General features: G+C 43.1%; 17 protein-coding genes and 1 pseudogene. 10 read left to right on the forward strand and 8 right to left on the reverse strand.

Translation table 11 applies throughout. The features are described from left to right. Positions 1-1,002 precede the first annotated feature (1,002 nt). The 3 genes from O9290_RS22770 to O9290_RS22780 form a co-directional block, all read right to left on the reverse strand. On the reverse strand, positions 1,003-1,422 hold the full coding sequence (locus tag O9290_RS22770) for a YraN family protein (RefSeq protein WP_002762530.1): 420 nt from the start codon (positions 1,420-1,422) through the stop codon (positions 1,003-1,005). A gap of 188 nt (positions 1,423-1,610) precedes the next feature. Then, positions 1,611-2,033, reverse strand: coding sequence for a DUF3110 domain-containing protein (locus tag O9290_RS22775; RefSeq protein WP_002762531.1), 423 nt, complete (start codon positions 2,031-2,033; stop codon positions 1,611-1,613). Between the two features lie 79 nt (positions 2,034-2,112). Further along, positions 2,113-2,574 carry a DUF2996 domain-containing protein gene (locus O9290_RS22780; RefSeq protein WP_002762532.1) on the reverse strand — a complete coding sequence of 154 codons (462 nt, stop codon included), beginning with the start codon at positions 2,572-2,574 and terminating at the stop codon, positions 2,113-2,115. A gap of 354 nt (positions 2,575-2,928) precedes the next feature. Here O9290_RS22780 and O9290_RS22785 point away from each other — a divergent pair, with 354 nt between their 5' ends. Further along, positions 2,929-3,060, forward strand: coding sequence for a hypothetical protein (locus tag O9290_RS22785; RefSeq protein ID WP_287973342.1), 132 nt, complete (start codon positions 2,929-2,931; stop codon positions 3,058-3,060). Here the strand turns inward: O9290_RS22785 and ligA are convergent. The 4 genes from ligA to O9290_RS22805 form a co-directional block, all read right to left on the reverse strand. Continuing rightward, positions 3,046-5,055 (reverse strand): NAD-dependent DNA ligase LigA, encoded by a 2,010-nt coding sequence (gene ligA / locus O9290_RS22790; protein ID WP_002762533.1) that lies wholly within the window; start codon positions 5,053-5,055, stop codon positions 3,046-3,048. The two genes, O9290_RS22785 and ligA, sit on opposite strands and share 15 nt — an antisense overlap. Positions 5,056-5,069: 14 nt before the next feature. Continuing rightward, positions 5,070-5,636, reverse strand: coding sequence for a Uma2 family endonuclease (locus O9290_RS22795; protein WP_002762534.1), 567 nt, complete (start codon positions 5,634-5,636; stop codon positions 5,070-5,072). A 20-nt stretch (positions 5,637-5,656) separates the two neighbouring features. After that, positions 5,657-6,223, reverse strand: a complete 567-nt coding sequence (locus O9290_RS22800; protein ID WP_288059782.1) for a Uma2 family endonuclease — start codon at positions 6,221-6,223, stop codon at positions 5,657-5,659. 192 nt (positions 6,224-6,415) lie between these two features. Then, complete coding sequence (locus O9290_RS22805; RefSeq protein WP_002762536.1) at positions 6,416-7,735, reverse strand: aminopeptidase P N-terminal domain-containing protein; 1,320 nt, start codon at positions 7,733-7,735, stop codon at positions 6,416-6,418. Positions 7,736-7,983: 248 nt separating this feature from the next. Here O9290_RS22805 and O9290_RS22810 point away from each other — a divergent pair. The 8 genes and pseudogenes from O9290_RS22810 to O9290_RS22845 form a co-directional block, all read left to right on the forward strand. Further along, a pseudogene (locus O9290_RS22810) lies at positions 7,984-8,988 on the forward strand (RNA-guided endonuclease InsQ/TnpB family protein); the annotation flags it as partial. 168 nt (positions 8,989-9,156) lie between these two features. After that, the gene (locus O9290_RS22815) at positions 9,157-10,140 is read left to right on the forward strand and encodes a PhzF family phenazine biosynthesis protein (protein ID WP_288058257.1); all 984 of its coding nucleotides are present in this window, start codon (positions 9,157-9,159) and stop codon (positions 10,138-10,140) included. A gap of 29 nt (positions 10,141-10,169) precedes the next feature. Then, positions 10,170-10,400 (forward strand): hypothetical protein, encoded by a 231-nt coding sequence (locus O9290_RS22820; protein ID WP_288058254.1) that lies wholly within the window; start codon positions 10,170-10,172, stop codon positions 10,398-10,400. Positions 10,401-10,411: 11 nt separating this feature from the next. Then, the gene (locus tag O9290_RS22825) at positions 10,412-13,474 is read left to right on the forward strand and encodes an FkbM family methyltransferase (protein WP_288058253.1); all 3,063 of its coding nucleotides are present in this window, start codon (positions 10,412-10,414) and stop codon (positions 13,472-13,474) included. A 26-nt stretch (positions 13,475-13,500) separates the two neighbouring features. After that, positions 13,501-14,964 (forward strand): FkbM family methyltransferase, encoded by a 1,464-nt coding sequence (locus O9290_RS22830; RefSeq protein WP_288087583.1) that lies wholly within the window; start codon positions 13,501-13,503, stop codon positions 14,962-14,964. A 74-nt stretch (positions 14,965-15,038) separates the two neighbouring features. After that, a complete protein-coding gene (locus tag O9290_RS22835; protein ID WP_288058249.1) occupies positions 15,039-15,791 on the forward strand; it encodes a class I SAM-dependent methyltransferase in 753 nt (250 codons plus the stop codon). Positions 15,792-16,004: 213 nt separating this feature from the next. Further along, a complete protein-coding gene (locus O9290_RS22840) occupies positions 16,005-16,751 on the forward strand; it encodes an FkbM family methyltransferase (protein ID WP_288058248.1) in 747 nt (248 codons plus the stop codon). A 385-nt stretch (positions 16,752-17,136) separates the two neighbouring features. Next, entirely contained in the window at positions 17,137-19,875 is a 2,739-nt protein-coding gene (locus O9290_RS22845) for a beta strand repeat-containing protein (protein WP_288087584.1), read from the forward strand. A 308-nt stretch (positions 19,876-20,183) separates the two neighbouring features. Here O9290_RS22845 and O9290_RS22850 read toward each other — a convergent pair whose 3' ends face one another. Then, positions 20,184-21,071, reverse strand: coding sequence for an Rpn family recombination-promoting nuclease/putative transposase (locus tag O9290_RS22850; protein ID WP_288055632.1), 888 nt, complete (start codon positions 21,069-21,071; stop codon positions 20,184-20,186). Between the two features lie 191 nt (positions 21,072-21,262). On the opposite strand from O9290_RS22850, the gene O9290_RS22855 reads away from it, so the two are divergent. Continuing rightward, positions 21,263-22,780, forward strand: a complete 1,518-nt coding sequence (locus tag O9290_RS22855) for a methyltransferase regulatory domain-containing protein (protein ID WP_002762546.1) — start codon at positions 21,263-21,265, stop codon at positions 22,778-22,780. Positions 22,781-22,868: the final 88 nt, after the last annotated feature.

Genomic DNA, 22,868 nt, shown 5'->3' on the forward strand with positions numbered 1-22,868 from the left:
TTTTGTACCAGTTTATGTACTACGAGGAGAATAATGCAAGGTTTTTGAATGTCCCAATCCTATTTTCTTGCACTAACATCAGATTTTAACAGGTCAAAAGCCTTATTTTCAAAGGGTTTTACCATTATTCAGCAAGTCCTAATTACACATCTAAGCCACTACTCCGTCAGACTTCTGGTGTGAGGAAACAGTGAACTGAAAACTCAAATCCGATCCCTAATAGCTGTCTCGGAGTCTCGGAGTCTCGGAGTCTCGGAGTCTCGGAGTCTCGGAGTCTCGGAGTCTCGGAGTCTCGGAGTCTCGACTAGGAAATTAATTTTGCACGACTACTTAGGGCTTGCTGAATAAATCTAAAAACTTTGTTGGATAAGGCTTTTAGACTTTTTTTCCCTCAAAAAGTGCCTACCATTGGAGTGATCGGAGGGAAAATCCCTGGACTTTTTCCCTGAAAATTAGGTAACTGACTACCTCAAAATCGGTAAAACCCTACACCCTACACCCCACACCCCACACCCTACCCCCACGAAAAACTTTTTCAGCAGACCCTACTTATCTACATCTATCAGCCACTTATCTATAGTTTTGTAACGGCAATTTTTGCTAAAAATCAATAAGTGTAAACTTTAATCACAAGGTCGATCGAGTCCTGACAAACGTGTTATCTTAAAAACATAAGGCACAAAGGAAGCGACTCAACTTCCTTCCAGGCAAAAAGACCTAGAGCCTGTGCCACCTGCTCTAGCTCAACGCAACAGCTAAATCGGACGCAGATTCTCAAAGTTTGTAAAGTAAAGTATGGTTTCGCCTCTGTTGCTCGATATAGGACAGATGGAGTGAGCCGTAATCAGCACCTGAGTCGGTAAACTGAGAAATCTTGATAGTTGACAGATAGACTGTTGTGGGTTCTGTAAACCTCTATTGTATTGAGTCCGTTAAACTTTTAGGAGTCCATATCGTTTGTACAAGATGAAGCCCGCCTCCCTAGGCGGGCCTATTGTGTTTTTAGAAAACCGCCACGAGATATTCCTGTAATTGCAATTGATAACCTGCCTGTAGCTGACAGGGATAATCAAGGGAAAACTCAGGTAAAGCTAATAGAGAACTCTTTTGACAACTAACTAACGCCACATCGAAGCGACAGCTTAAATCAGACCATTGGGGATAAAAGGCGAGAAATATCTGGGCAGCTCCGTAAATTTTCCCTTGTTTACGGTCATTGATCGCTAATTTGCCCCCTAAATCCCAATTGCCAGCACTGCGGGTTTTCACCTCGACGAAAGCGAGAGTCGCTTGGGATTTAGACAAGACGATTAAATCGATTTCACCGCCAGCACTACGCCAACGACGCTGGAGAATATGCCATTGCTGTAATTGCAACCAATCCGCCACCAAATTTTCGCCCAATTCCCCCACGGTTGTCATATTCAGTTATCAGTTATCAGTGGTCAGTTATCAGTTATCAGTTATCAGTTATCAGTGGTCAGTTATCAGTTATCAGTTATCAGTTATCAGTTATCAGTTATCAGTTATCAGTTATCAGTGAACAATATTGATTTACTATCCTGTCTTCTGACTCCAAACTACTGATTACTGTTCACTGAATCACTGGATTACAAAAGTCCTTCTAGACGACGACGGATGCTGTCTAACTCCGCATCGGGAATCTCAGAAAACTCCTCCTCGGCGAGGGAGACTTCCTCTTTTTGCCAATCCAACTCCGCATCGGGAATCTCGGAAAACTCCTCTTTTTGCCAATCCAACTCCTCGGCATTGCTTTCGGGGGGAATTACCAACATACCCGCTGCAATCATTTCCGCTTGATAGCCGGCGCCGCGACAAAATTCTGCCACTTCCTCGGAATCAATTTTCTCTACCGTGGGAGTCGGAAAATCCTGGGCCTCTAACAGCAGAGCATAACGGGTGGCATCATCTTCCGATTCAAACATCAACACCTTATTGATAGCTCCCATTTGAATGGTGTGGATACCTTCGTTTTCTGTGCCTGCGTTAAAAAGTAGTACAAATACACGCATAATTACTATTAGCGATCGATAAGCGGTGGTCGTCTATACTCATTTTACCCCCCTTCTCGATCGCTAATCTTCAGCAATTTTAGTTTCTAGTCAACCACTTTTGACCGTTAAGCCGTTGCAGGGTGTAAAACAACAGTAAATCAAGACTAACTTTCCTTTCATCGATCATAAATGATTCAAGTGTACTAGGTTGAGCACCGCCCTCAGCTTGAGAAAAAGCTTTTTTACCATTGATGTTTTCTTCCAAAAAATAAATGCTAAATTGACGCATTCCCTCGAGCCAATTGCCAGTTAACTGCCAACAGGGAGAGCTAGAAAAGCCCTGCACGGGAATTTTATCCTGTTTAAAGGACAGCTTTATATCACTTATACCGAGCTTTTGCAAGGCTGCCGCCAGTGCGGGCTGAAAATGCTGCTCAATAAATTCAGCGAAGGGTTTTTCCTCGACGGTAGGCTCCTTGGGTTTTTTAGCAGCCGCAGGTTGAGCCGGTTTTGCTGCTTCTGCTGCCGGAGTTGCGGGGGTGGTGGTTTCTTCTGCCATAGCAATTAATCAGGAATGGGTAGGTAGCTACAATTATATTTTCTCCCGGGTTATCAGCTATCAGTTTTTTTAGTTATCAGCTTTTATTTACCCGATTAATTAGGGCTGGCAGATGAAAATCGGTAAAACCCTACACCCCACCTGCCCCCCCGATGTCGGGGGGGTTGGGGGGGCCACACCCTACCCCCACCGAAAAACTTTTTGCCGCAGACTCTACTTAGGGTTTGCTGAATAAATCTAAAAACCTTGTTGGATAAGACTTTTGGACTTTTTTCCCCTCAAAAAGTGCCAGTTCTGGGAGTGAGGGGGGGAAAATTCAGGTACTTTTTCTCTGAAAATTAGGTAATTGACCAGATGAGAATCGGTAAAAACCTACACCCCACACCCCACACCCCACACCCTGTCCCCACGAAAAACTTTTTCAGCAAACCCTACTTAATGCTTCGGCAGATTTGCTCCAATCTTAAGCTTTTAAGCCTTGATTAATTCGAGTAATTGTGCTTCGGTTAGCTGAGTAATGCCCAATTCTAGGGCTTTTTCTAGCTTAGAACCCGCCGCTTCTCCTAGCACTAAATAATCGGTTTTTTTGCTGACAGAACCCGTCACTTTCCCCCCAGCTTTTTCGATTAATTCTTTGGCCTCCTCCCGTTTGAGAGTTGGTAAAGTGCCAGTAATCACAAAGGTTTTCCCTGCTAAGGTGGCTTTAGTGGTGGTGGTTTTTGCTGCTGCGGCAAATTGTAAACCCGCTGCCTGTAATTTAGCGACTAAATCCCGATTAGCCTCGATTCTAAACCAATCATAGACCGATTGAGCGATTTCTTCACCGATACCATAGACAGAGGCTAAATTAGTCACGCTGGCGTTAGCTAACTCCTCCACAGTCCGAAAACTTTCGGCGAGAATTTTGGCGTTAACGCTGCCCACATAGCGAATTCCTAGCCCATAAAGTACTCTCGACCAGCTTTGATTTTTGCTCTGAGCCATAGCTGTAATCAAATTTAAGGCTGATTTCTCGCCCATTCGGTCTAATTTGGCAATTTCCGTTTTTTCGAGGCTGTAGAGGTCAGAAATAGCAGTAACTAATCCCTGTTCAATCAGCAAAATCACCACTTTTTCCCCTAATCCCCGAATATCGAGAGCGTCGCGACTAGCCCAGTGTACTACACTTCCCCGCAAAATCGCCGGACAGGAACTATTGACACAGCGCGTCACCGCTTCCCCCACCGGACGAACTAGGGGAGATTGACATTCAGGGCAATTAGTGGGCATCTGGAAGGGTAAAGTCTGGGGAGGACGCAATTCGGGCAGGATTCTCACCACTTCTGGGATAATTTCCCCCGCTTTGCGGATAATTACCGTGTCACCGATGCGGATATCTAATTCGGCCACTCGATCGCTATTATGTAAAGTAGCCCTTTGTACGGTGGTTCCTGCTACCTGTACCGGTTCCATCACCGCCATGGGTGTAACCGCACCGGTGCGTCCCACATTGACGATAATATCTTTAACTACCGTGGGGACTTCTTCGGCAGGATATTTTAAAGCGATTGCCCACCGGGGGAATTTTTGAGTGAATCCTAACCGATTTTGTCGCTGTAAATCGTTGATTTTGACTACGACACCATCGGTCATGTAGGCTAATTGATGACGTTTTTCTTGCCAATCTTGATAGTATTGCGCCACTTCTTGCAGGGATGGACAGAGTTGACGGTGGGGATTAACCAGAAATCCCATGGTTTCTAATCTATCTAAGGATTGCCATTGAGTAGTGATATTGTTATCGTCTAAATGCAGGGTATAGGCAAAAAATTGTAAGCGTCTTTTATCAACTATTTTCGGATCTAGTTGTCGTAGGGTTCCTGCTGCCGCATTGCGGGGATTAGCAAAGAGAGATTCCCTTTTTTCTTCTCTTTCTTGATTGATTTTATCGAAGGTATCGAGGGGGAAAAAGGCTTCGCCGCGCACTTCCACAATTGCTGGGGGATTATCTATATTTAAGCGTAAAGGAATAGAGCGAATTGTCCGCACATTGGGGGTAATATCTTCGCCAGTGACTCCATCCCCTCTAGTAACACCTCTGACTAAAAAGCCGTTTTCGTAGGTTAAAGCTAACGCGGAACCATCGATTTTTAATTCACACACATATTCCGTGTCTTGGGTTTCATTTACATATCTTTGCCAACGGTTGCCCCATTTATTTAATTCTTCGAGGTTAAAGGCATTTTCGAGACTATACAGGGGAATATTATGACGGACAGAAACGAATTGACTAGAGATTTTATCCCCGACTCTTTGGGTGGGACTATCGGGGGTGATTAATTGGGGATAACGCTTTTCTATGTCTTCTAATTCCCGATAAAGTTGATCATAAACGCTATCGGGTATAAAAGGATCATCAAGAACATAATAAGCATAACTGGCTCTTTGTAGTTCTGTTTTTAATTGTTGGCAGCGTTGTTGGATTTCTAAGGGGATAGTCATAATCGTTAATAATGCTACTGGGCAAAAACCATTTGAGGAGTTAATTGTAAATCGGGAAATGTCACCGATATTATTCTATCTTCGTTGTGAAATTCTGCCAGTTCATAAAATCCAGAAATCAGGGTTAAAACTGATATTTTTAGAGCAATAGGATCGATAATCCAGTATTCAGGAATGCCTCTTACCGCATATTCTGAACGTTTATAACGGTAGTCATCATCGGCATTACCCGGGCTAACAATTTCTACAACTAAGAGGGGAGAAAATTCAATCACTGCTGTGGTCATATTTCTAATCTCTTGACATTGTTCAGCAGTTAAAATCATTAAGTCTGGAATTCTCGATTTAGCTTTATCGGTGCGAATTCCCACGGTAGCAGGCATGACTTTCCAAGTTAGATTTAATCTTTTAATTTCTGCCATTAAATAATCATAAAGAAAGGCAAGAATTAAGGCATGAAAGCCACTAGCGGGAGGCATGGAAATTAATTCTCCGTTAAATAATTCGTACTTATTATCTGTGGAGTCCTGATAATTTAAATATTCTGTAAAGGTATATATTTTTTGTTGGGTAGCAATCATGATAACCTCCAGCCAAGATTTTAGTATTCAAAGACCATTTGAGGAGTTAATTTTAAATCGGGAAATGTTACCGATATTATCCTATCTTCTTTGTCAAATTCTGCCAGTTCATAAAATCCAGAAATCAGGGTTAAAGCTGATATTTTTAGGGACATAGGATCGATAATCCAGTATTCAGGAATGCCTCTCACTGCGTATTCTGAACGTTTATAACGGTAGTCATCATCGGCATTACCGGGGCTAACAATTTCTACCACTAACAGGGGAGGAAATTCAATCACTGCTATGGTCATATTTCTAATCTCTTGACATTGTTCAGCAGTTAAAATCATTAAATCTGGAATTCTCGATTTAGCTTTATCGGTGCGAATTCCCACCGTAGCGGGCATAACTTGCCAGTCCAATTGTAGCCTCTCTATTTCCCTTTCTAACACCTTAAATATATATCTAAGTATCAAAGCATGAAAGCCACTAGCGGGAGGCATGGAAATTAATTCTCCGTTAAATAATTCGTACTTATTATCTGTGCAGTCTCGATAATTTAAATATTCCGCAAAGGTATATAATTTTTCTTTGGTGACAACCATAATAATCTCTAGAAAAAACTTAATTGAATCTCCTTAAGGGGGGTAGGGTTGATTCATGAATCAACCCTACCATGAATCAACCCTACTATGAATCAACCCTACTATGAATCAACCCTACTATGAATCAACCCTACTATGAATCAACCCTAGGGTTAGGGGGAAACTGACAATTTTTAACACCTAGCTTTTTACTCAAGATTCGATATCCTCAACTTTTTTGGGAACCGTTGCAGTTAAAACCTCATTTCCTGTGGCAGTAACTAACACATCATCTTCGATACGGATACCGATACCCCGCCATTTTTCTGGCACTTCCGGCTGTCCTTCAGCAGGTTTAATATCGGGGGAGATATAAATCCCCGGTTCCACGGTTAAAACATGACCAGGCTGCAAAGTTTGCCAAGTTTCTTCGTTAACTTTATAACCTCCCGCATCATGGACATCTAATCCTAACCAATGGCCAGTTCTGTGCATATAAAAAGGCTTATATTTTTCCTCTTTAATTATCTCATCAATGTCGCCGACCAATAGCCCTAAATCCACTAATCCCTCCACAATTGTCCTCACGGCTGTGTCATGAAAAAGATTATAAGGATTACCAGTTTTCACCACTTCAATCGCCTTTAGTTGAGCTTCCAGAACAATTTCATAGATAATTTTTTGTTCGGGGGTAAATTTACCATTAACGGGAAAAGTGCGGGTAATATCACCGTTATAGTAATTGTAGGCACAACCGGCATCAATTAATAAAAGCTCATTTTCTTGTACTTGGCGATCATTGTTGATATAGTGCAGAATACAGGCATTAGCACCACTAGCAACAATAGAAGGATAAGCAGGACCCATACCCCCTTCTAGGCGAAAAGTATGCTCAATTTCCGCTTGAATTTGATACTCGTAGTGACCAACTTTGGTGAATTCTCTGGCCCGATTATGTGCCTGGGCCGAAATAGCGGTGGCTTTGCGAATATTGTCCAATTCGGCTGCGGTTTTCAGCAAGCGCAAAGGATGGAGAATAAAATTAGTATCCTCTAAAGCAGTCGGTCCAGTGCCGCGACGGGGAAAAGTGGCGATTAATTTTTGCCAGTGATTAAGAACGTTTGTATTAAAAGTTTTGTCCCGTCCGAGATGATAATAAATTCTTTCGGCTTTTTCGAGATATTGGGGTAATTTTTCCTCCAATTCTTGGATAGAATAGGCCTCATCAGCACCAAAAATCTCCTTTGCTCCTTCCACACCGTGGAGATAGCCGGTCCAGGTTTCTTTTTCCGGGTCTTTTGGCTGCACGAACAGGATAAACTGATGTTCGGGGTGATGGGGTGCTAAAATCGCCACCGCATCGGGTTCATTAAATCCTGTCAGGTAAAAAAAGTCACTATCCTGACGATAGGTGTATTCTACGTCATTGTGCATGACCGCCATGGGCGCACTGCGAAAAATTGCGGTTCCATGGCCGATTTTTTCCATTACTTGCTGACGACGCTGCTGAAACTCTCTGCGATCGATGCCCATAGATATTCCTAAAAATGTCACAATAAGTCCTATAGTCTATCTAAATGAAGCAAGAGGACTCCCGTTAAATTTCTCCTTAATTAAAAATATACCAGAAATTAACGTAACGATGAATTGCGACCAGAATCTAAACTAACGCGACAGCGTTTACTTATTGGGAAAGGCTTGATTCTCAAGGTATGTATAAGCTTGACATATTTAAGCGGTAAGTGTGATACTCAAAAGATAGCACAGATGGGTTCAGGCTGATGTTAAATGTTTTAAAAGTGAGAATATACCCAAACAAAGAACAAGAACTAGCCTTAGCTAAAAACTTTGGTTGCGTTCGTTTCGTTTGGAATTACTACTTAAATAAAACTAACAATCAGTACCTAGAGACGGGTAAAGGAATGACCTACTGTGATATGGCAAAAGACCTTACCCAACTCAAGAAACAACCTAATTTTGAATGGTTAGCTGAGGCTACTGCCGCCACCTTGCAGCAATCATTGAAAAACTTAGAATCTGCTTTTAAGAACTTCTTCTCAACAAGAACAAAATTCCCTAAGTTTAAAAGTAAGCACAAAAAACAATCAATCCGTTATCCTGAAAGTTGTTCAATAAGAAATAATGGAATTAAGCTACCTAAATTAGGGGTGGTAAAAGCTAAGATTTCTCAAGTAATAAATGGCCAGATTAAGTCGGTAACTGTTTCTAAAACCAGTACAGATAAATATTTTGCTGCCATCTTGTTTGAGATGGATGACTCAACAACCATTGAAAAACTAAAAATATCAGGGATAGACCTGGGTTTATCTTCTTTGGTTACGGTTTTTGATGGTGAAACAACCTACAAGGTTGACCCAATCAAACCTACCAGAAAATACGCTAAACGTTTAAAGCGGAGACAACAAGCATTGTCTCGTAAAGCCAAGGGGTCTAATAATCGCCAAAAAGCCGTTAAGGAGGTAGCCAAGGTTCACGAAAAGATAGCCAATACTAGACAAGATTTTCTTCATAAACTCTCCAGAAAGTTGTGCGATGAAAACCAAATCGTTGTAGCCGAGAATCTTAGTATTAAAGGGTTAGCAAGGACTAAATTAGCCAAGTCAATACATGACGCTGGTTTTGGGATGTTGCTTAATTTCTTGGATTACAAGCTAGAAAGAGAGGGAGGAAAACTTGTAGAAGTTGACAGGTTTTATCCGAGTACAAAACTCTGTTCTTGCTGTGGATTTAAAAATGATTTGTTGACTCTCAGTATTCGTGAATGGATTTGTCCAGAATGTGAGAGTCATCACGATAGAGATGAAAACGCAGCCAAGAATTTAAGGGAAGAAGGTATGAGAATACTGTCAACAAATACCGATGGACAGTCGGAATTTCAAGCTTGGGGAGAAACTGTAAGACTCGTTGGTACTTGTACCCAAAAGCGGGTTTCTGTGAATCAAGAATCCTCCGTCACAGCCTCAGCTTGGCGGCGGGAGTGTCAATCCTACTATACCGCCGATGTTTTTAGTGATCGCATTTTTGGCGGTAATCCCCTGGCGGTTTTTCCGGAAGCATCTGGATTAACCCACACCCAGATGCAAAAAATCGCCGCCGAATTTAACTTCTCGGAGACAGTCTTTGTTTTTCCGCCAGAAACGCCCCAAGGCACTAAAAAAGTCCGTATCTTCACCCCCAGTACCGAATTACCCTTTGCAGGGCATCCTACCGTCGGCACAGCCTATATTTTAGCCCTAATCGGTGCTATTCCCCCCCACCAAGAAACCACGATTTATCTGGAGGAAGGAGTCGGTTTAGTACCAGTGAAAATTCTCATGGACGGGGAAAAACCGGTCTATAGTGAGTTAAAAGTGGCACAATTGCCAGAATTAGTGACGGATACTTATGCTCTCGATGATTTAGCGGCGATTCTTTCCCTAAGCGTTGCCGATTTCTTACCCGGTTATCCCCCCCGCGCCTTTTCCTGCGGTCTCCCTTTTTTATTCATCCCCGTTAGAAACCGAGATGTTTTAGGGAAAATAAAACTAAATCTAAGTCTCTGGTCATCATTATTGGGACAATCCCCCGCTAATTCCCTTTTTGTCTGCTGTTTTGACCCAGAATCACCCCAATCTCGTCTCTATGGCCGAATGTTTGCCCCCGGTTTAGGAGTTATGGAAGATCCCGCCACCGGTTCGGCTGTGGCCGCTTTAGCGGGCTATCTAGGGGGGTTAGAATCTTCTAGGGAAGGGATGAATCAATGGACGATAATCCAAGGGGTAGAAATGGGCAGACCCAGCAGTTTACAATTAAAGTTTCAGAAAAACAACCGGGCAATTACGGAAGTTTCTGTGGGTGGTGCATCAGTTCTAGTCTGCCAAGGCAAGATGATAATTGCCGATGGGGAAACAAAAAGCGATATAAAAAGGTCATTGTGAGAGTGGTGGCCGAAGTTGGTAAAAAGGAGATGAACAATGTTAGAACATTAAGACCTGCAAGGATCAATCTCGGTTTTGTGGGATGGATGACAATAAATTTGACAGGGTATATCGAAAAATATAAAATTTCTAGAGGGATAACCAAGGAAAAATACGGCAGTTATCTTAATGACGAGGCAGTAAGCAAAACGAGGTTATGCTTGGTTTTTCTGAGAAAACCTGTCAGCAGCCATGGAATATCTATAGTTAGAGCCTATTAAAATTAATCATTATGTTCACCTCTTATCAGGAACTACAAAAAGAACTTAGTTTGTCCTTACAAGACTTAAATAGTTTTGCCGACAAATTCCAAGAAAGTTATGATATCATCGTCTCACCCAACGAGGTTAACGAGCGGCACGGGGTGGGCGTTCTTTTAAAGAGAAATTTTCCCGATACTAGCCGGATAGTTTCCCTACGAACCACTAATCTCTACGAAGGAGATCAAGATTTTGGTGTTCAGAATTTTTGCCTAGATGTGCGCGGGTGTTCCTATGGGGAAATTTTAGTAAAAATTCAAAGTTTATTGGTTTATTTAAAACCGAAAAGAGTTTTAGTAATCCCATATTTTACCGAAGATTTTTATGTAGGGGCGGCAATTAAATCTCTCTTTCAGGTCCCCGTTTGTACCTACCTGATGGATGATCAGAACGTCTATGTTAATGCCGTCGAAGATGAAGCAGTTCAGAAATTACTCGATAGCAGCGATCTAATTTTAGGCATTTCTCTGCCCTTGTGCCAAGTCTATGAAAAAAAATACAGGCAGAAAATCTGGTTTATCCCTCCCGTGGTCGAAAGCTATCTGTTTCCCCCTGAAATTGTCATGCCTGATCTGATGGGGCGAGGCATTTTAATTGGTAATATTTGGTCTCAGAATTGGTTAGAAAAACTACGTCAGTTATGTCGGGAATCCCAAATAAAAATTGATTGGTATGGTAATCCCAATCGTCAATGGCTGCAATTCCAAGAGGAAGAATTAGCGCAGGATGGAATTTTCTTTCAAGGCTACTGTCCCCAGGCTGACCTAATTAACCGCCTACGTCAAGCTCCTTTCGCCCTTGTTCCCACTGGCAGTTCCGCAGAAGAACAGGATCGGCCGGAAATAGCCTATTTGAGCTTACCTTCCCGCATCCCTTTTATGGTCGCTGCTGCTAACACCCCCATTCTGGTGGTCGGACAGAAAGATAGTGCCGCCGCTAAATTTGTGCAAGATTTTGACCTCGGTTCTGTCTGTGATTACGCATCCGCAAGTTTTTTAACAGAAATTGCCAAACTCCGTACCCATAGCTATCAGCTAAAACTTCGTCAGGCTAGTCGTCAATTAGCCACCAGTTTAAAAGCTGACCATTTTGACGATTGGCTCTGGCGATCACTAGAACAGGGACAACCCATCGATAATCGCTTTGCCACCTTCCAGAACCACTGCGTCTGTGGCAGTGTTGTCATTACTGCCTGTGAAGTCAATCAGCAGCACGGCACTGGGCCATTAGTAAAAAGAATCTTTCCTGATAATCGTCAAGTTATTTCCATACGCTCCGCTAATCACTACGGTGGGGAACAGAATTTTGGGGCGTTCAGTCTGGTGCTTGATCACCGGGAACTATCGCGACCGGAAATCTTTCAATCTGTACTCAAAACTCTCGCACACAACCAGATTGAGAGCGTTTTTTGTGTCCCTTACTACGCCAGCAACTTGCTAACAGCGATCGCTATTAAGGAATTATTTAACGTTCCCCTTGCCACCTACATCATGGACGATCAGAATATCTGCGTTCAGGAGATTCCCGATGCTTTGATGAAAGAGTTTTTAAGCAAATGTTCCGTTCGTTTTGCCACCCATCCCGAACTCCGCGACGCTTACGAGAATAAGTACGGCTACAAATTTTGGCTCCTACCGGCGATCGTTCCCCACCGTCTAATTAGTAGTGAAGTTGCCGAAGTTTCTCCCCAACGCTGTCAAGAAAAATGGGGAGCTTTATTAGGGAGCATTTGGAGTCCCCAATGGTTCCAATCTCTTTTAGAGAGTATTGAAGGGGCAGGAATTAAACTAGATTGGTATGGCAATTCTAACTATTATTGGCTCAAAGAATCTGCCGCAGAATTAGAAAAATGGGGACTTTATAGCCAAGGACTTTATCCCGAAGAACAACTAGGACAACAACTACAAGCATATCCCTTTGTTATTGTTCCCACGGGGACCATGGACGAAAGAGATGATCGGACACAATTGTCTCGCCTTAGTTTACCCGGCCGGATTATTTTTAACCTCGCCACCGCTAACACCCCAATAATTCTTTTAGGCAGTAATAAAACCTCAGCCGCTAACTTTATTAATCGCTTTCAAATCGGTGTGGTTTGTGATTATACATCTGAAAGTTTGGCGGCAGCCGTGGACTACGTTCTTGACCCAGAAAATCAGCAGAGAATGCGAGAAAATGCCGTTAAGGTAGCGGCAAAATTCTCGGATCAAGGGATCAATCAATGGGTGCGGCAATCGATCGAACAAGAACAAGCGGCCGATGACAGATTTGAAGCGATTTTACCTCGATCGCCGATCGATTTAGTTCACTTTATTGAACCCCCCGTTCCCGCAATTATTTATAAAGATTATGCTCAAGTCTATCAAGTGATGCGACGTTTACGAGGGCAAAAATATCAGCCAGATTTTGTGGTTGATGTGGGAGCTTCCCACGGTATTTGGTCTCATACCGCTAGTCAATTATTCCCTGAAGCTCGCTTTATCCTCATCGATCCGCTAATCTCAAAATACGAGCAATCGGCCAGAAATTACTATATCTGTAATATTCCTAAAGCGGAATTACTAGAAATTGCCATCTCTAATCAAGCTGGTCAGTTAAGTTTTCAGGTTTCCCCCGATTTATACGGAAGTTCCTTGCTCACTCCCGCCGATTTTAGAAACTATGAAACGATTACAGTGGCGGTAAAAACCCTCGATCAGGTGGCGACAGATCAGCAAATTTCTGGCAGAGGAATATTAAAATTAGACGTGCAATGTGCCGAGCATATCGTCTTAGAAGGAGCCAAAGAATTTATCGCTCAGGTGGATTTAGTCGTTGCTGAACTCTCCTTTATTCGCTATGATCAGAACGCTCTCGTCTTCAATGAAATGCTTAATCTTTTGGATCAGCTTGGTTTCCGTTATTATGACGAAACCGGCGAATGGAGATCTCCCATTGATGGCACACTCCTCCAAAAGGAAGTGGTTTTTATTCGTCAAGATTTGTTAGTTCCCGAAACTAGCCGCAAAATTGAAAATTCTCCCAGTCAAGATTAATACATTTTACCTAATCACTAGCCAAAATGATCAAGAAATTATTAGCCAAAAATAAAATAGTTCAGCGAGTTAAAGCGGTCAAAGATTTATTTCTAGAAAAACTTGATTCACTCAGTCATGTCCAACTGGAACAAATCCAAAAACTGGAAAAACTGGAGAAACTTAATCAGCTTGATCCCTTAGATTTTAAGGTTGAGCAACTTAATAACTCCACGGAGCAAATCCGACAAGAAAATGCAGAAACCAAGCGAAAGGCTGATTTATCACTGGAAAATCAAGCTTTTTTGCTGAAGTTTTCCGTAGATATAATTAAAAATATGCAAGTATTGACGGAAAAACTCCAGACAAATCACAGCGAATCTCAAAAACAGCACCAATTAACTCTCGATACTTTCCAAAAAATAGCCAGCCAATCTCAAAAACAGCACGAATTAACTCTCGATACTTTCCAAAAAATAGCCAGCCAATCTCAAAAACAGCACGAATCAACTCTGGACACTTTCCAAAAAATAGCCAGCGATGTGCGATTAGACTCCCAAAAACATAGTGATACAATTATCGATTCTTTCCAGAGAATTTATGAAGCTTACCAACAGCAAAGCGATGCTGTTTTTGGAACCATACAAAAAATACAAGAAAATCTCCAGCAAATTAGCGAAGATAACCGCCAAATCTTTGAAGATATTCACTCTCAAAAATACAAAGTCATTATCGATCAAAAATATTTTCAAGATTTAGACATCGAATTAATGACTTATTTATATTCCTATCTTCCCCATCGTCTTGCAGTAGATATTGGTGCTAATCGGGGCGATGTTTCTAGTCGTCTCCTACAAGTTGGTTATCAAGTTTATGCCTTTGAACCTTTTCCTGCTGTAATCGATAAGCTGAAAAATCGCCTCGGTAATCATCCTAACTTTCGGCTTTTTCCCTTTGCTCTCGGTTCCGAAAATCAAACCCAAGAACTGCATATAGCCACCGATGAAACCCCAGACAACACCTATCAAGATGCCAGCTTTTATAACAGCTTAACTAAGCATTCTCTCTCGGAAGGTTTAGTATTTACCGATACTATTCCCGTTACTGTTAAAACCCTAGCCAGCCTCCACGATGGCGAGGAATTACCTAAAGATATTGGTTTGGTTAAAATTGACACAGAAGGCTTTGATTTAGAAGTAATCAAAGGTATGGGCAACTATCGTTATCCCGTGGTAGTTGCGGAATTTTGGGATAAAAATTTCCCCTTTGGTCGTTCGGGAGCGATGAATCAATTACCAGATTTAGTCAAGGCCATGAAAGAAAGAGATTATCATTGGCATCTAGTTATCTATCGTATTTGGGGCAGTTCCGACGTTAGTTATTACTGTAATTCTGCCTATTCCCTCGATAATTCTTGGGGCAATGTTTTCTTTTTCCAAGATTATCATGTCTTCCATCAAGCCTTACTTTGGTCTGCTTCCGTTATGCCAGCTACTTATTTTTCAGCTTAAATTGTAATTGGTAGAATTTTAGTTAAAATCTGCTAACAAATTAGAATGGAAAACAGCAATTAAAGAGTAAAATTATGGCAAGTAAATTTCAAGAGTATGTCAGTCAATCAGTTTCGGTTGAGGGCTTTTTTATGGAGCAAGCCGCCATAACTTGGGATTGCTTACTAAATTATCAAACTAACCATAATATCAAAGGTAATTTTTTAGAAATAGGAGTGTGGAAAGGAAAATCAGCTATTTTATCTTGTCTTCATGCTAACCCAGAAGAAACCTGTCTATTAGTTGACTTGATTATGTTTGACGAAGCCCAAGAGCTTCTCAGAAATGTACACTCTAACAGTAATTTTTATCGATGTAAATCTCAAAATTTTTGGCAAAATGAAGCTAATCTTCACCAGTTTTTTTCCAGCTGTAGATGGATCCACATAGATGGAGCCCATTCCGGTTCCGCTTGTTTTAACGATTTACAGATTGCTAATCAGCTTTTGAGTGAGGAAGGAATAATTTGTATGGATGACTTTTTTAACCCCAGTTATCCCCAAGTGACAGCCGCAGTTTTTAACTTTCTCGCTCAATTTCCTTTTTCTCTGAAAATTTTCCTGTGTGGTTTTAATAAAGGTTATTTAGCTCGCCCCTACTACTGCGACAACTATCTTCGTTATTTATTGGAGAATTTTCATAATGATTTATCGATGATAAACTATTCAGAAAAAATCACTCTCTACAAAACCTCTATGCCAGGAGATTTTAACTGCTTTGGTATGCGTGAATATCAAGGCAAAAAAATTGTGGGACTAGATGAAGATGACAGCAAAATCTTCATCTAGAGTTAAGTAGGTAGGCGTTAAAAATTATCAGACACCCCCCTTATCAAGGGTTGATTCATGAATCAACCCTACCATGAATCAACCCTTGGGACTAAGGGGGGATCGAACCTAAAATCCATTTTTAACTTAATTATAACCAGCTACTTAGACTCTATAGATTAATTGCTCAAAAACAATTATTGGTTGGAGACAGAACAGAATTGGGTAGGGATTATGACTCACAACAATAATAGACTTAAAGAGAATTACCAAAAAATGCTTGATGACTTAGATCCTCAAGTCCTCCAATTGGATCGACAGGTATTTAAACGACTACAAAACCTAGGTTACACCCCGAGGGTGATCTTTGATGTGGGTGCTTCTAATAGTGGCTGGTCCTACTATATCAAACAGGTGCTGCAGGAAGCTGAATTTTATCTCTTTGAACCCCTCATCGACTACAGCAGCGACTATCGGGAATTAATCTCAGAAATCCTGCGAGTCTATCCCTCCTTTCATCTGTATAAATACGCCCTAGGTGAAACCTGCGGCGAGGTGACGATGAATGTTTCCACGGACGTGGTGAGCAGTAGCCTCTTGCCAACCGGTGATGATAGTCAGCCCACCACTCCCATCTCGGTGCAAATGTTAACAATTGATGACGCAATTGCCCGACTTGGTTTACCCCATCCCCAAGTGATCAAAATTGATACCCAAGGCTCGGAGTTGTCTATACTTAAAGGAGCCGTCAAAACCCTACCTAAAGTCGATGTTCTCTTTCTCGAATGCTGGCTCTATCGGGGCTATGGCCAAAAAACTCCCCTCTTAACCGAAATCGCCGATTGGTTATTATCCTTTAATTTTCGGCTTTGGGATGTGGCCGATGCCTATCGCGATCAAGGGGGAGTGCTAACCACATTAGATTGTATTTTTGTAAATACTCAAGCCGGTATTGCCCCGATTTGGTACTATGAGAACTAGAGTGGCTTGACTTTCCTAACCCGTCTAGTCCTTGCCGTGCGAGGGAAAAGAAGAACAGTCTATTTTCTTCCCAGATATCCGACAGACCAAGTACCAAGTGGGAGAGCAAGGGACAGGATTAAACAGTCCTTAGATCACTATTTCGGGAAGGGGAAACTGAGCCATACTTAAGAGGGCTTTTCCTACCCCCAGTTTTTCCTGCGGGAAAAACTTAGGGTCAAGCCACCATTCAGACTGTCCAAGGAATAACTTTTTTATGTCCACAGGATTTCTACTTGCCCAAACCAGAAAAATTTGTTATAATTTTATCCGAGTAGCCGTTAGGGTCCCCCGACCTCTAGACGAACTCAAATTATCATAACCGTGAGGAGTTGAGATTAAAAACATGGCAATCAGTCCAGAAGTGTACGCTTCGTTAAATATTCTTTATGCTTCCCAAGCTCCGTCAGCCTCTGACATTAGCTTGTGGCAGACTAACCCTAGCTTGACATCCCTGACCTGGGAAGAAACGGTTCTTGTTTTCGCCACTTCGACCGCAGCCCAAGAAACCTATCCCCTCCTAGCTGCCCCTGGAGCCGCCACCGATGCTACCAGAAAGCAGTACGTTCTAGAGGTCTTTAACAATGCCTACGGCCTACAAGAAGCCGATTTAGACCCCGCCGAGATTGACTACTGGGTTGAATGGCTCGGTCTCACCAATTCCGACGGTAGTCCCGCCGACAGCGATGGCAACGGCATTCCTAATATTTTAGATTTCCCCATCGTCCTTAACCAGTACCAGCCCCCCGAAATCCAACAGGCCCTGGTCAACCGGGCAGAAGTAGCTCTTGATTTCGCTGCCCAGTTCCAACTGCAAGGTATTACTAGCTTTACCGAGGAAGACTACAACACCTCTTGGAGCATCCTCGAAACCGTCACAGCAGAAGAGGCTAGTGTTACTGCGGCCAAAGACCTTAATATTTTGGCGGCCCAGGCGGCGGCTGGTGTGGGCAACAGTGCCATCCTCACCGCAGGTGTGGACATACTCACCGCCAATAGCTTCCTCGCTCCGACGGTCAATAATTTCGGTCAGTTTAACTCCACCTTCAACAGTGGTGACAATCTCACCGGTTCTGGCACCAACCCCACCTTGACAGTTCTCAACACCGGTGGAGAAACCCTCAGTACCGGTCCAGTGCTACCGACGATGAAGGGCATCGAGACCCTCAACGTGGTTAATACGGGCAAAGGCCTCTTACAGGTATTCGGTGCTAATGTTGTTGGGGTTAAAAATGTTGACCTATCAGATAGCACAAAAGGACTTGATCTCAGCAACTTCCAGACGGCGGTAGAAAAAGTCTCGGTCAATCGTACTGGCCTCACTGTTGACGTACCACTCACTATCACTATTGCGGGTGCCGCTCTAGCGGGTGACGAAGATGCAGTGGCTGTCACCCTCAATCAGGTGGGTAGCTTCAGCCCCGTCACCGGTGCTGCTGCCACTTTCTTAACCTTATTACTTAGTCCGGTATCGGGTAACAATGGTTACGAAAAGATTTCCATCGAAAGCAAGGGTTTAGCCAACGCTGTGGCGGCACTAACCGCCACAGGCTCGCAGGAAATCACCATCACTGGAGATCAGGATCTCCTCATCGCTGCTGCTCTCCCCAACACCGCCACCAAGCTGGACGCTTCTGCCCTTGAAGGTGATCTGGACGTTACTGCGGGCAACGGTACAGTGGATTTCCTCGGCGGCAAAGGTAATGACACTTTCCGTTTCAAGGCAGGTGAGTTCACTGCCACCGATAAAGTGGACGGTGGCGACGGTGCCAACACTTTAGCAGTAGCGGCGGCAGATGCAGAAACCATTACCGCAGCCGATACCAACATCAAAAATACCCAAAGCCTGACCTTATCTACTGGTGGCACGGCTACCAAGACTCTCCGGGCTGACCTAATCGGTGATAAGATCACCACGGTGACCCTAGCCGCAGTAACTGCCGGTGACTACACGATCCGCTTTGCCGCAGGTGCCAACTCGGTTAACGTCTTAAAGAATACATCTGTTGGTGCTACTCTGAACGTACAAGCCAATGGTGGTGGTAACAAGGATTCTTTGACCTTCACCATCGACGGCGATGATCCCGGAACTCCTTTGCAAACAGAAAAGGGTAACATTCCTGTCGGCAACCTCAACCTGAATAACACCGACACGCCTAACCTCTCGATCGAGCAACTTAATCTTGTCGTCAATAACTCTGGCGCTGGTAATCATAAAATTGGCGCAATAACCCTTCCTCAGACCCCTGGTGTGGTGGAAACCATCACCATCACTGGTAACTCCAGCCTGACAATCAGTGGTGCAGTGACAGCCGAGAAATTGGATGCTTCTGGTCTGACGGAGGCAACCGCTGGAACCACTGGTTTAACCATGACGAAAGTATCTAACCCGGGAGCTACTGAGGGAATTAACCTCACCGGCTCCACTTTCGATGATGCTCTGTTTGGTAGTAAGAACAATGACTTCATCAGTGGCGGTACTGGAAAAGACACCATCACTGGTTCTGGTGGTTCTGACCAAATCACACTAGGGGATGGGTTCGATACGGTTATCTTCACCAAGGCTGTGGCTGGAAATCAAGCGTTAAATGAGCAAGATAAATATAGCACCGTCACCGATTTCCTCACTGGTGGAACCGCTACTACCACCGACCTCATTACGATTTCAACCGCTGGTGTTAGTGGTGCTACTGCCCCCTTAGAGACCCTTAAGAATACTGCTGTGGCTGCTGCTGATGCGGTGGCGACTACCTCGGTGGCCCAGGGTGCTACGGTTGACCTATCAACCTCTACGGCCAATTTCCTCAGACTCACGGGGACAGGCAATATCGTGGCGGCTAACACCGCACAGGAAGGCTTTAATGCCGCGATCGCTGGTGGACAGATCAAGGTTGCTGCGGCTGGTATTGATATTCTCACCTCCTACTACGATTCGGCTAATAAACAGATGGTATTGGGTGTAGTCAATAGTGGCGATGACAAGATTAAAGCGACAGATGCTTTCACCGTCATTTCCCGCGTGGCGATGACTGATGGAGATTACGCTAACTTCGGCAACGCTCAGTTTACCACTTTCATTGCTTAATCCTCTGCCCCTCGGCTAGAAAAAACCTCCCCTTATCGGGGGGGTTTTTGGTTTTTTCTAGTTCTAGGGTTCTACCTTTGCCTCCTGTGAGTAACGCACAGAAAACGGGTTTCTCCGAGAAACCCGTTTTCTACCTTTGCCCCTACTTTTTCAGCTTTTCTGGGGGAAGTAGTAGGGTTAATTCATGAATTAACTCTCATAGTAGGGTTAATTCATGAATTAACCCTACCCTTGATCCCCCCTTAATCCCCCCTTGATAAGGGGGGTGTCGATCCCCCCTTCCCTCCTTGATAAGGGGGGTGATAGCTTCAATTTCCTCGCGACTTTTCTGGGGGAAATCGCTTTAAGAGTTCCTGCTTGGAACAATGGAGAAGTAAAGGAGTAAATTCTTCTGGGGACAATTGTAAAATCCGGCTGATAATAGCTTGCAGTGGTGGGTCTAACTCACCAAAACGGACTCGGAGCAGGTTTTCCACCACCAGACGTTCCCCCTCTTGCAGACCCCGTTCTAGACCCCGTTCTAGACCCCGTTCTTCTCCTTCGGCCAGTGCCTCTTGATAGACTCTCGTTTGTTTTAAATCACTTAGTCCAAACATAGCTTCAATTTCCTTGCGACTTTTCTGGGGGAATTTGTAAATAATGATACTTTCGATTAGATTAATTAACTGCCGTTGACTGGACTGGTCGGTGATTTCTTCTCTGGTGCGCTCGATTAGGGTTTGAGCAGTTCTCACCGCTGCTGTTTCCGACTCTACTACTAATTTAATCACACCAATTCCTAAGGAGGGATTGTCCCTTGGGGCCAATTCATCGAGATAAATGCGTCTAACACTCGATAAATTGAGGATTTCGCCAAAATGTAGGGATTGTTCCCGTTCCACCCCACGATGGGGATAAATGACGACAATTTGCCAGGGGTGAGGTGGTTGATATTGTTTTAAAAATAGGAACAATTCCGCAAAAAGTCGATAGTAGAGGGTGTCGTCTGGTTGGAACTGCACTTCCACTAGGTAGAGGGGTTGCTGAATATCTTCTCTGAGTGGCATAAATAAGCCATCGAGACGGAAAGAGAGTTGTTTCACCTCTTGGGAGGTGAATTGATAGTTTGCTGCTCCCGGTTGCGGTTGTCCGATTAGGTCAAAGAAACTGTCCGGAAAACGCAGGAAGATTTGGTAAAAGAGACTGTCAGTTTTCACGAGAAATCTCGCTTCTAGGGTTTATTGGCAGTTGCCGAATTGTTTGGCTAAACGGTTAATACTCTAGTATTAATAGACATTGTATAATTTTTTCTCCTTGCTGTCACCAACAAAAATCTAGGGGACATGGCTCTTTTGCTGTATAATCAAGTCTTAATTTTAGGAATTGTCATTATATTTGAGGAAAATCTATGAGTTGGACAGAAGGATATGTATCGGAAGTTAACTACACTAGCGGCTTTTACGGCGAGTTAAGTCCCCTAAAATTAGGTTTAGCGACTCTGATTAAATCGATTCAACCCCCCGATTCTAGCCAAGAATTTACCTATTGTGAATTGGCCTGTGGTCAGGGTTTTACCACGAATATTTTAGCGGCTACCTATCCCCACGCCCAATTTTATGCCAATGATTTCAATCCTAGCCATATCGCCACAGCTAGAGATTTAGCGGCCAAGGCGGGAATGAAGAATATTCTTTTCTTTGATGATAGTTTTGAGGAATTTTTAGAGCGAGATTTACCTCAATTTGACTTCATCAGTCTGCACGGAATTTATAGCTGGATTACTGCCAGAAATCGCCAAGCAATAGTTGATTTTATTCGCCGCAATCTCAAGGTGGGGGGATTAGTTTATATCTCCTATAATGCCCTTCCGGGTTGGTCGGCGGCGATGCCGATGCAAGCTTTAATGTTACGTCATGGTCAACACAGTTCCGAGTCAATTTTAACCCGCATTGAACAGGCTCTTAATTTTACGGGAGAATTATTAGAAGCTAATGCTAGTTATTTTGTCCAAAATCCAATTTTAAAAAGTCGTTACGAGCGCCTGAAAGACCAAAATCGTTATTATTTAGCTCACGAGTATTTCAATCAGGAATGGAATTCTTTTTACTTCGATGAAGTGGCGAAAGAATTAGAGGATGCTAAACTTAAATATGTGGGTTCCGCCCATATTAATGATCATATTGATATGGTCAATCTCTCCCCAGCAGCCCAAGAAAAATTAGCAAAAATCAGCGACCCAATCTATCGGGAAGTAGTGCGAGATTTCTTCGTTAATAGCCAATTCCGTCGTGATATTTTTAGTCGAGGCTCTTTAGGTTTAACCAACCAAGAACAGCTTAAACAACTACAAGAAACCCGGTTTGCTCTACTTGTTAATCCCGCAAATATCAAGTTCGAGCAGCAGTTCCCCGTGGGAGAAGTTAAGTTACAGGAGGCAATTTATCAGCCAATTTGTCAGGTTTTGGCGGAATCTCCCCAAACTTTACTGCAACTACAAAATCACCCCAAAACCTCAAATATTAACTTAAATGGTCTTTACCAAGCTCTCGTGATTTTAACTGGTATTGGCTATATTCATCCTGCTGTGGATGAGCAAACTTGCCAACAACGGAAACCATCTACTGATGCTTTTAATAATGCAGTGAAAGCGAAAGCAGTCTATAGTGAGGAATTAAGCTTTTTAGCTTCTCCTTTGATTGGGACTGGAGTAGTGGTCAATCGTTTAGAACAATTATTCCTCTTGGCTAAATCCTCTAACCAAGATGCCGTACAATTTGTTTGGCAAATTTTGGCAAGTCAAGGCAAAAAAGTGGTTAAAGACGGGAAAACTTTGGAAACAGAGGAGGAGAATATTACTCATCTGAAAACAGTGTACGAGGAGTTTAGTAAAGAACGTTTACTAACATTGCAAAAACTAGGTATTTAGTAAATACTAAGTAAGTGATCTCATTGTAACCGGCTACTTAGATAGGTGGTGCTTTACGACGGATTTTTACTTTCTACGTTTTACTACT

The organism is Microcystis sp. LE19-41.2A (assembly GCF_027530405.1).
GTDB lineage: Bacteria > Cyanobacteriota > Cyanobacteriia > Cyanobacteriales > Microcystaceae > Microcystis > Microcystis aeruginosa.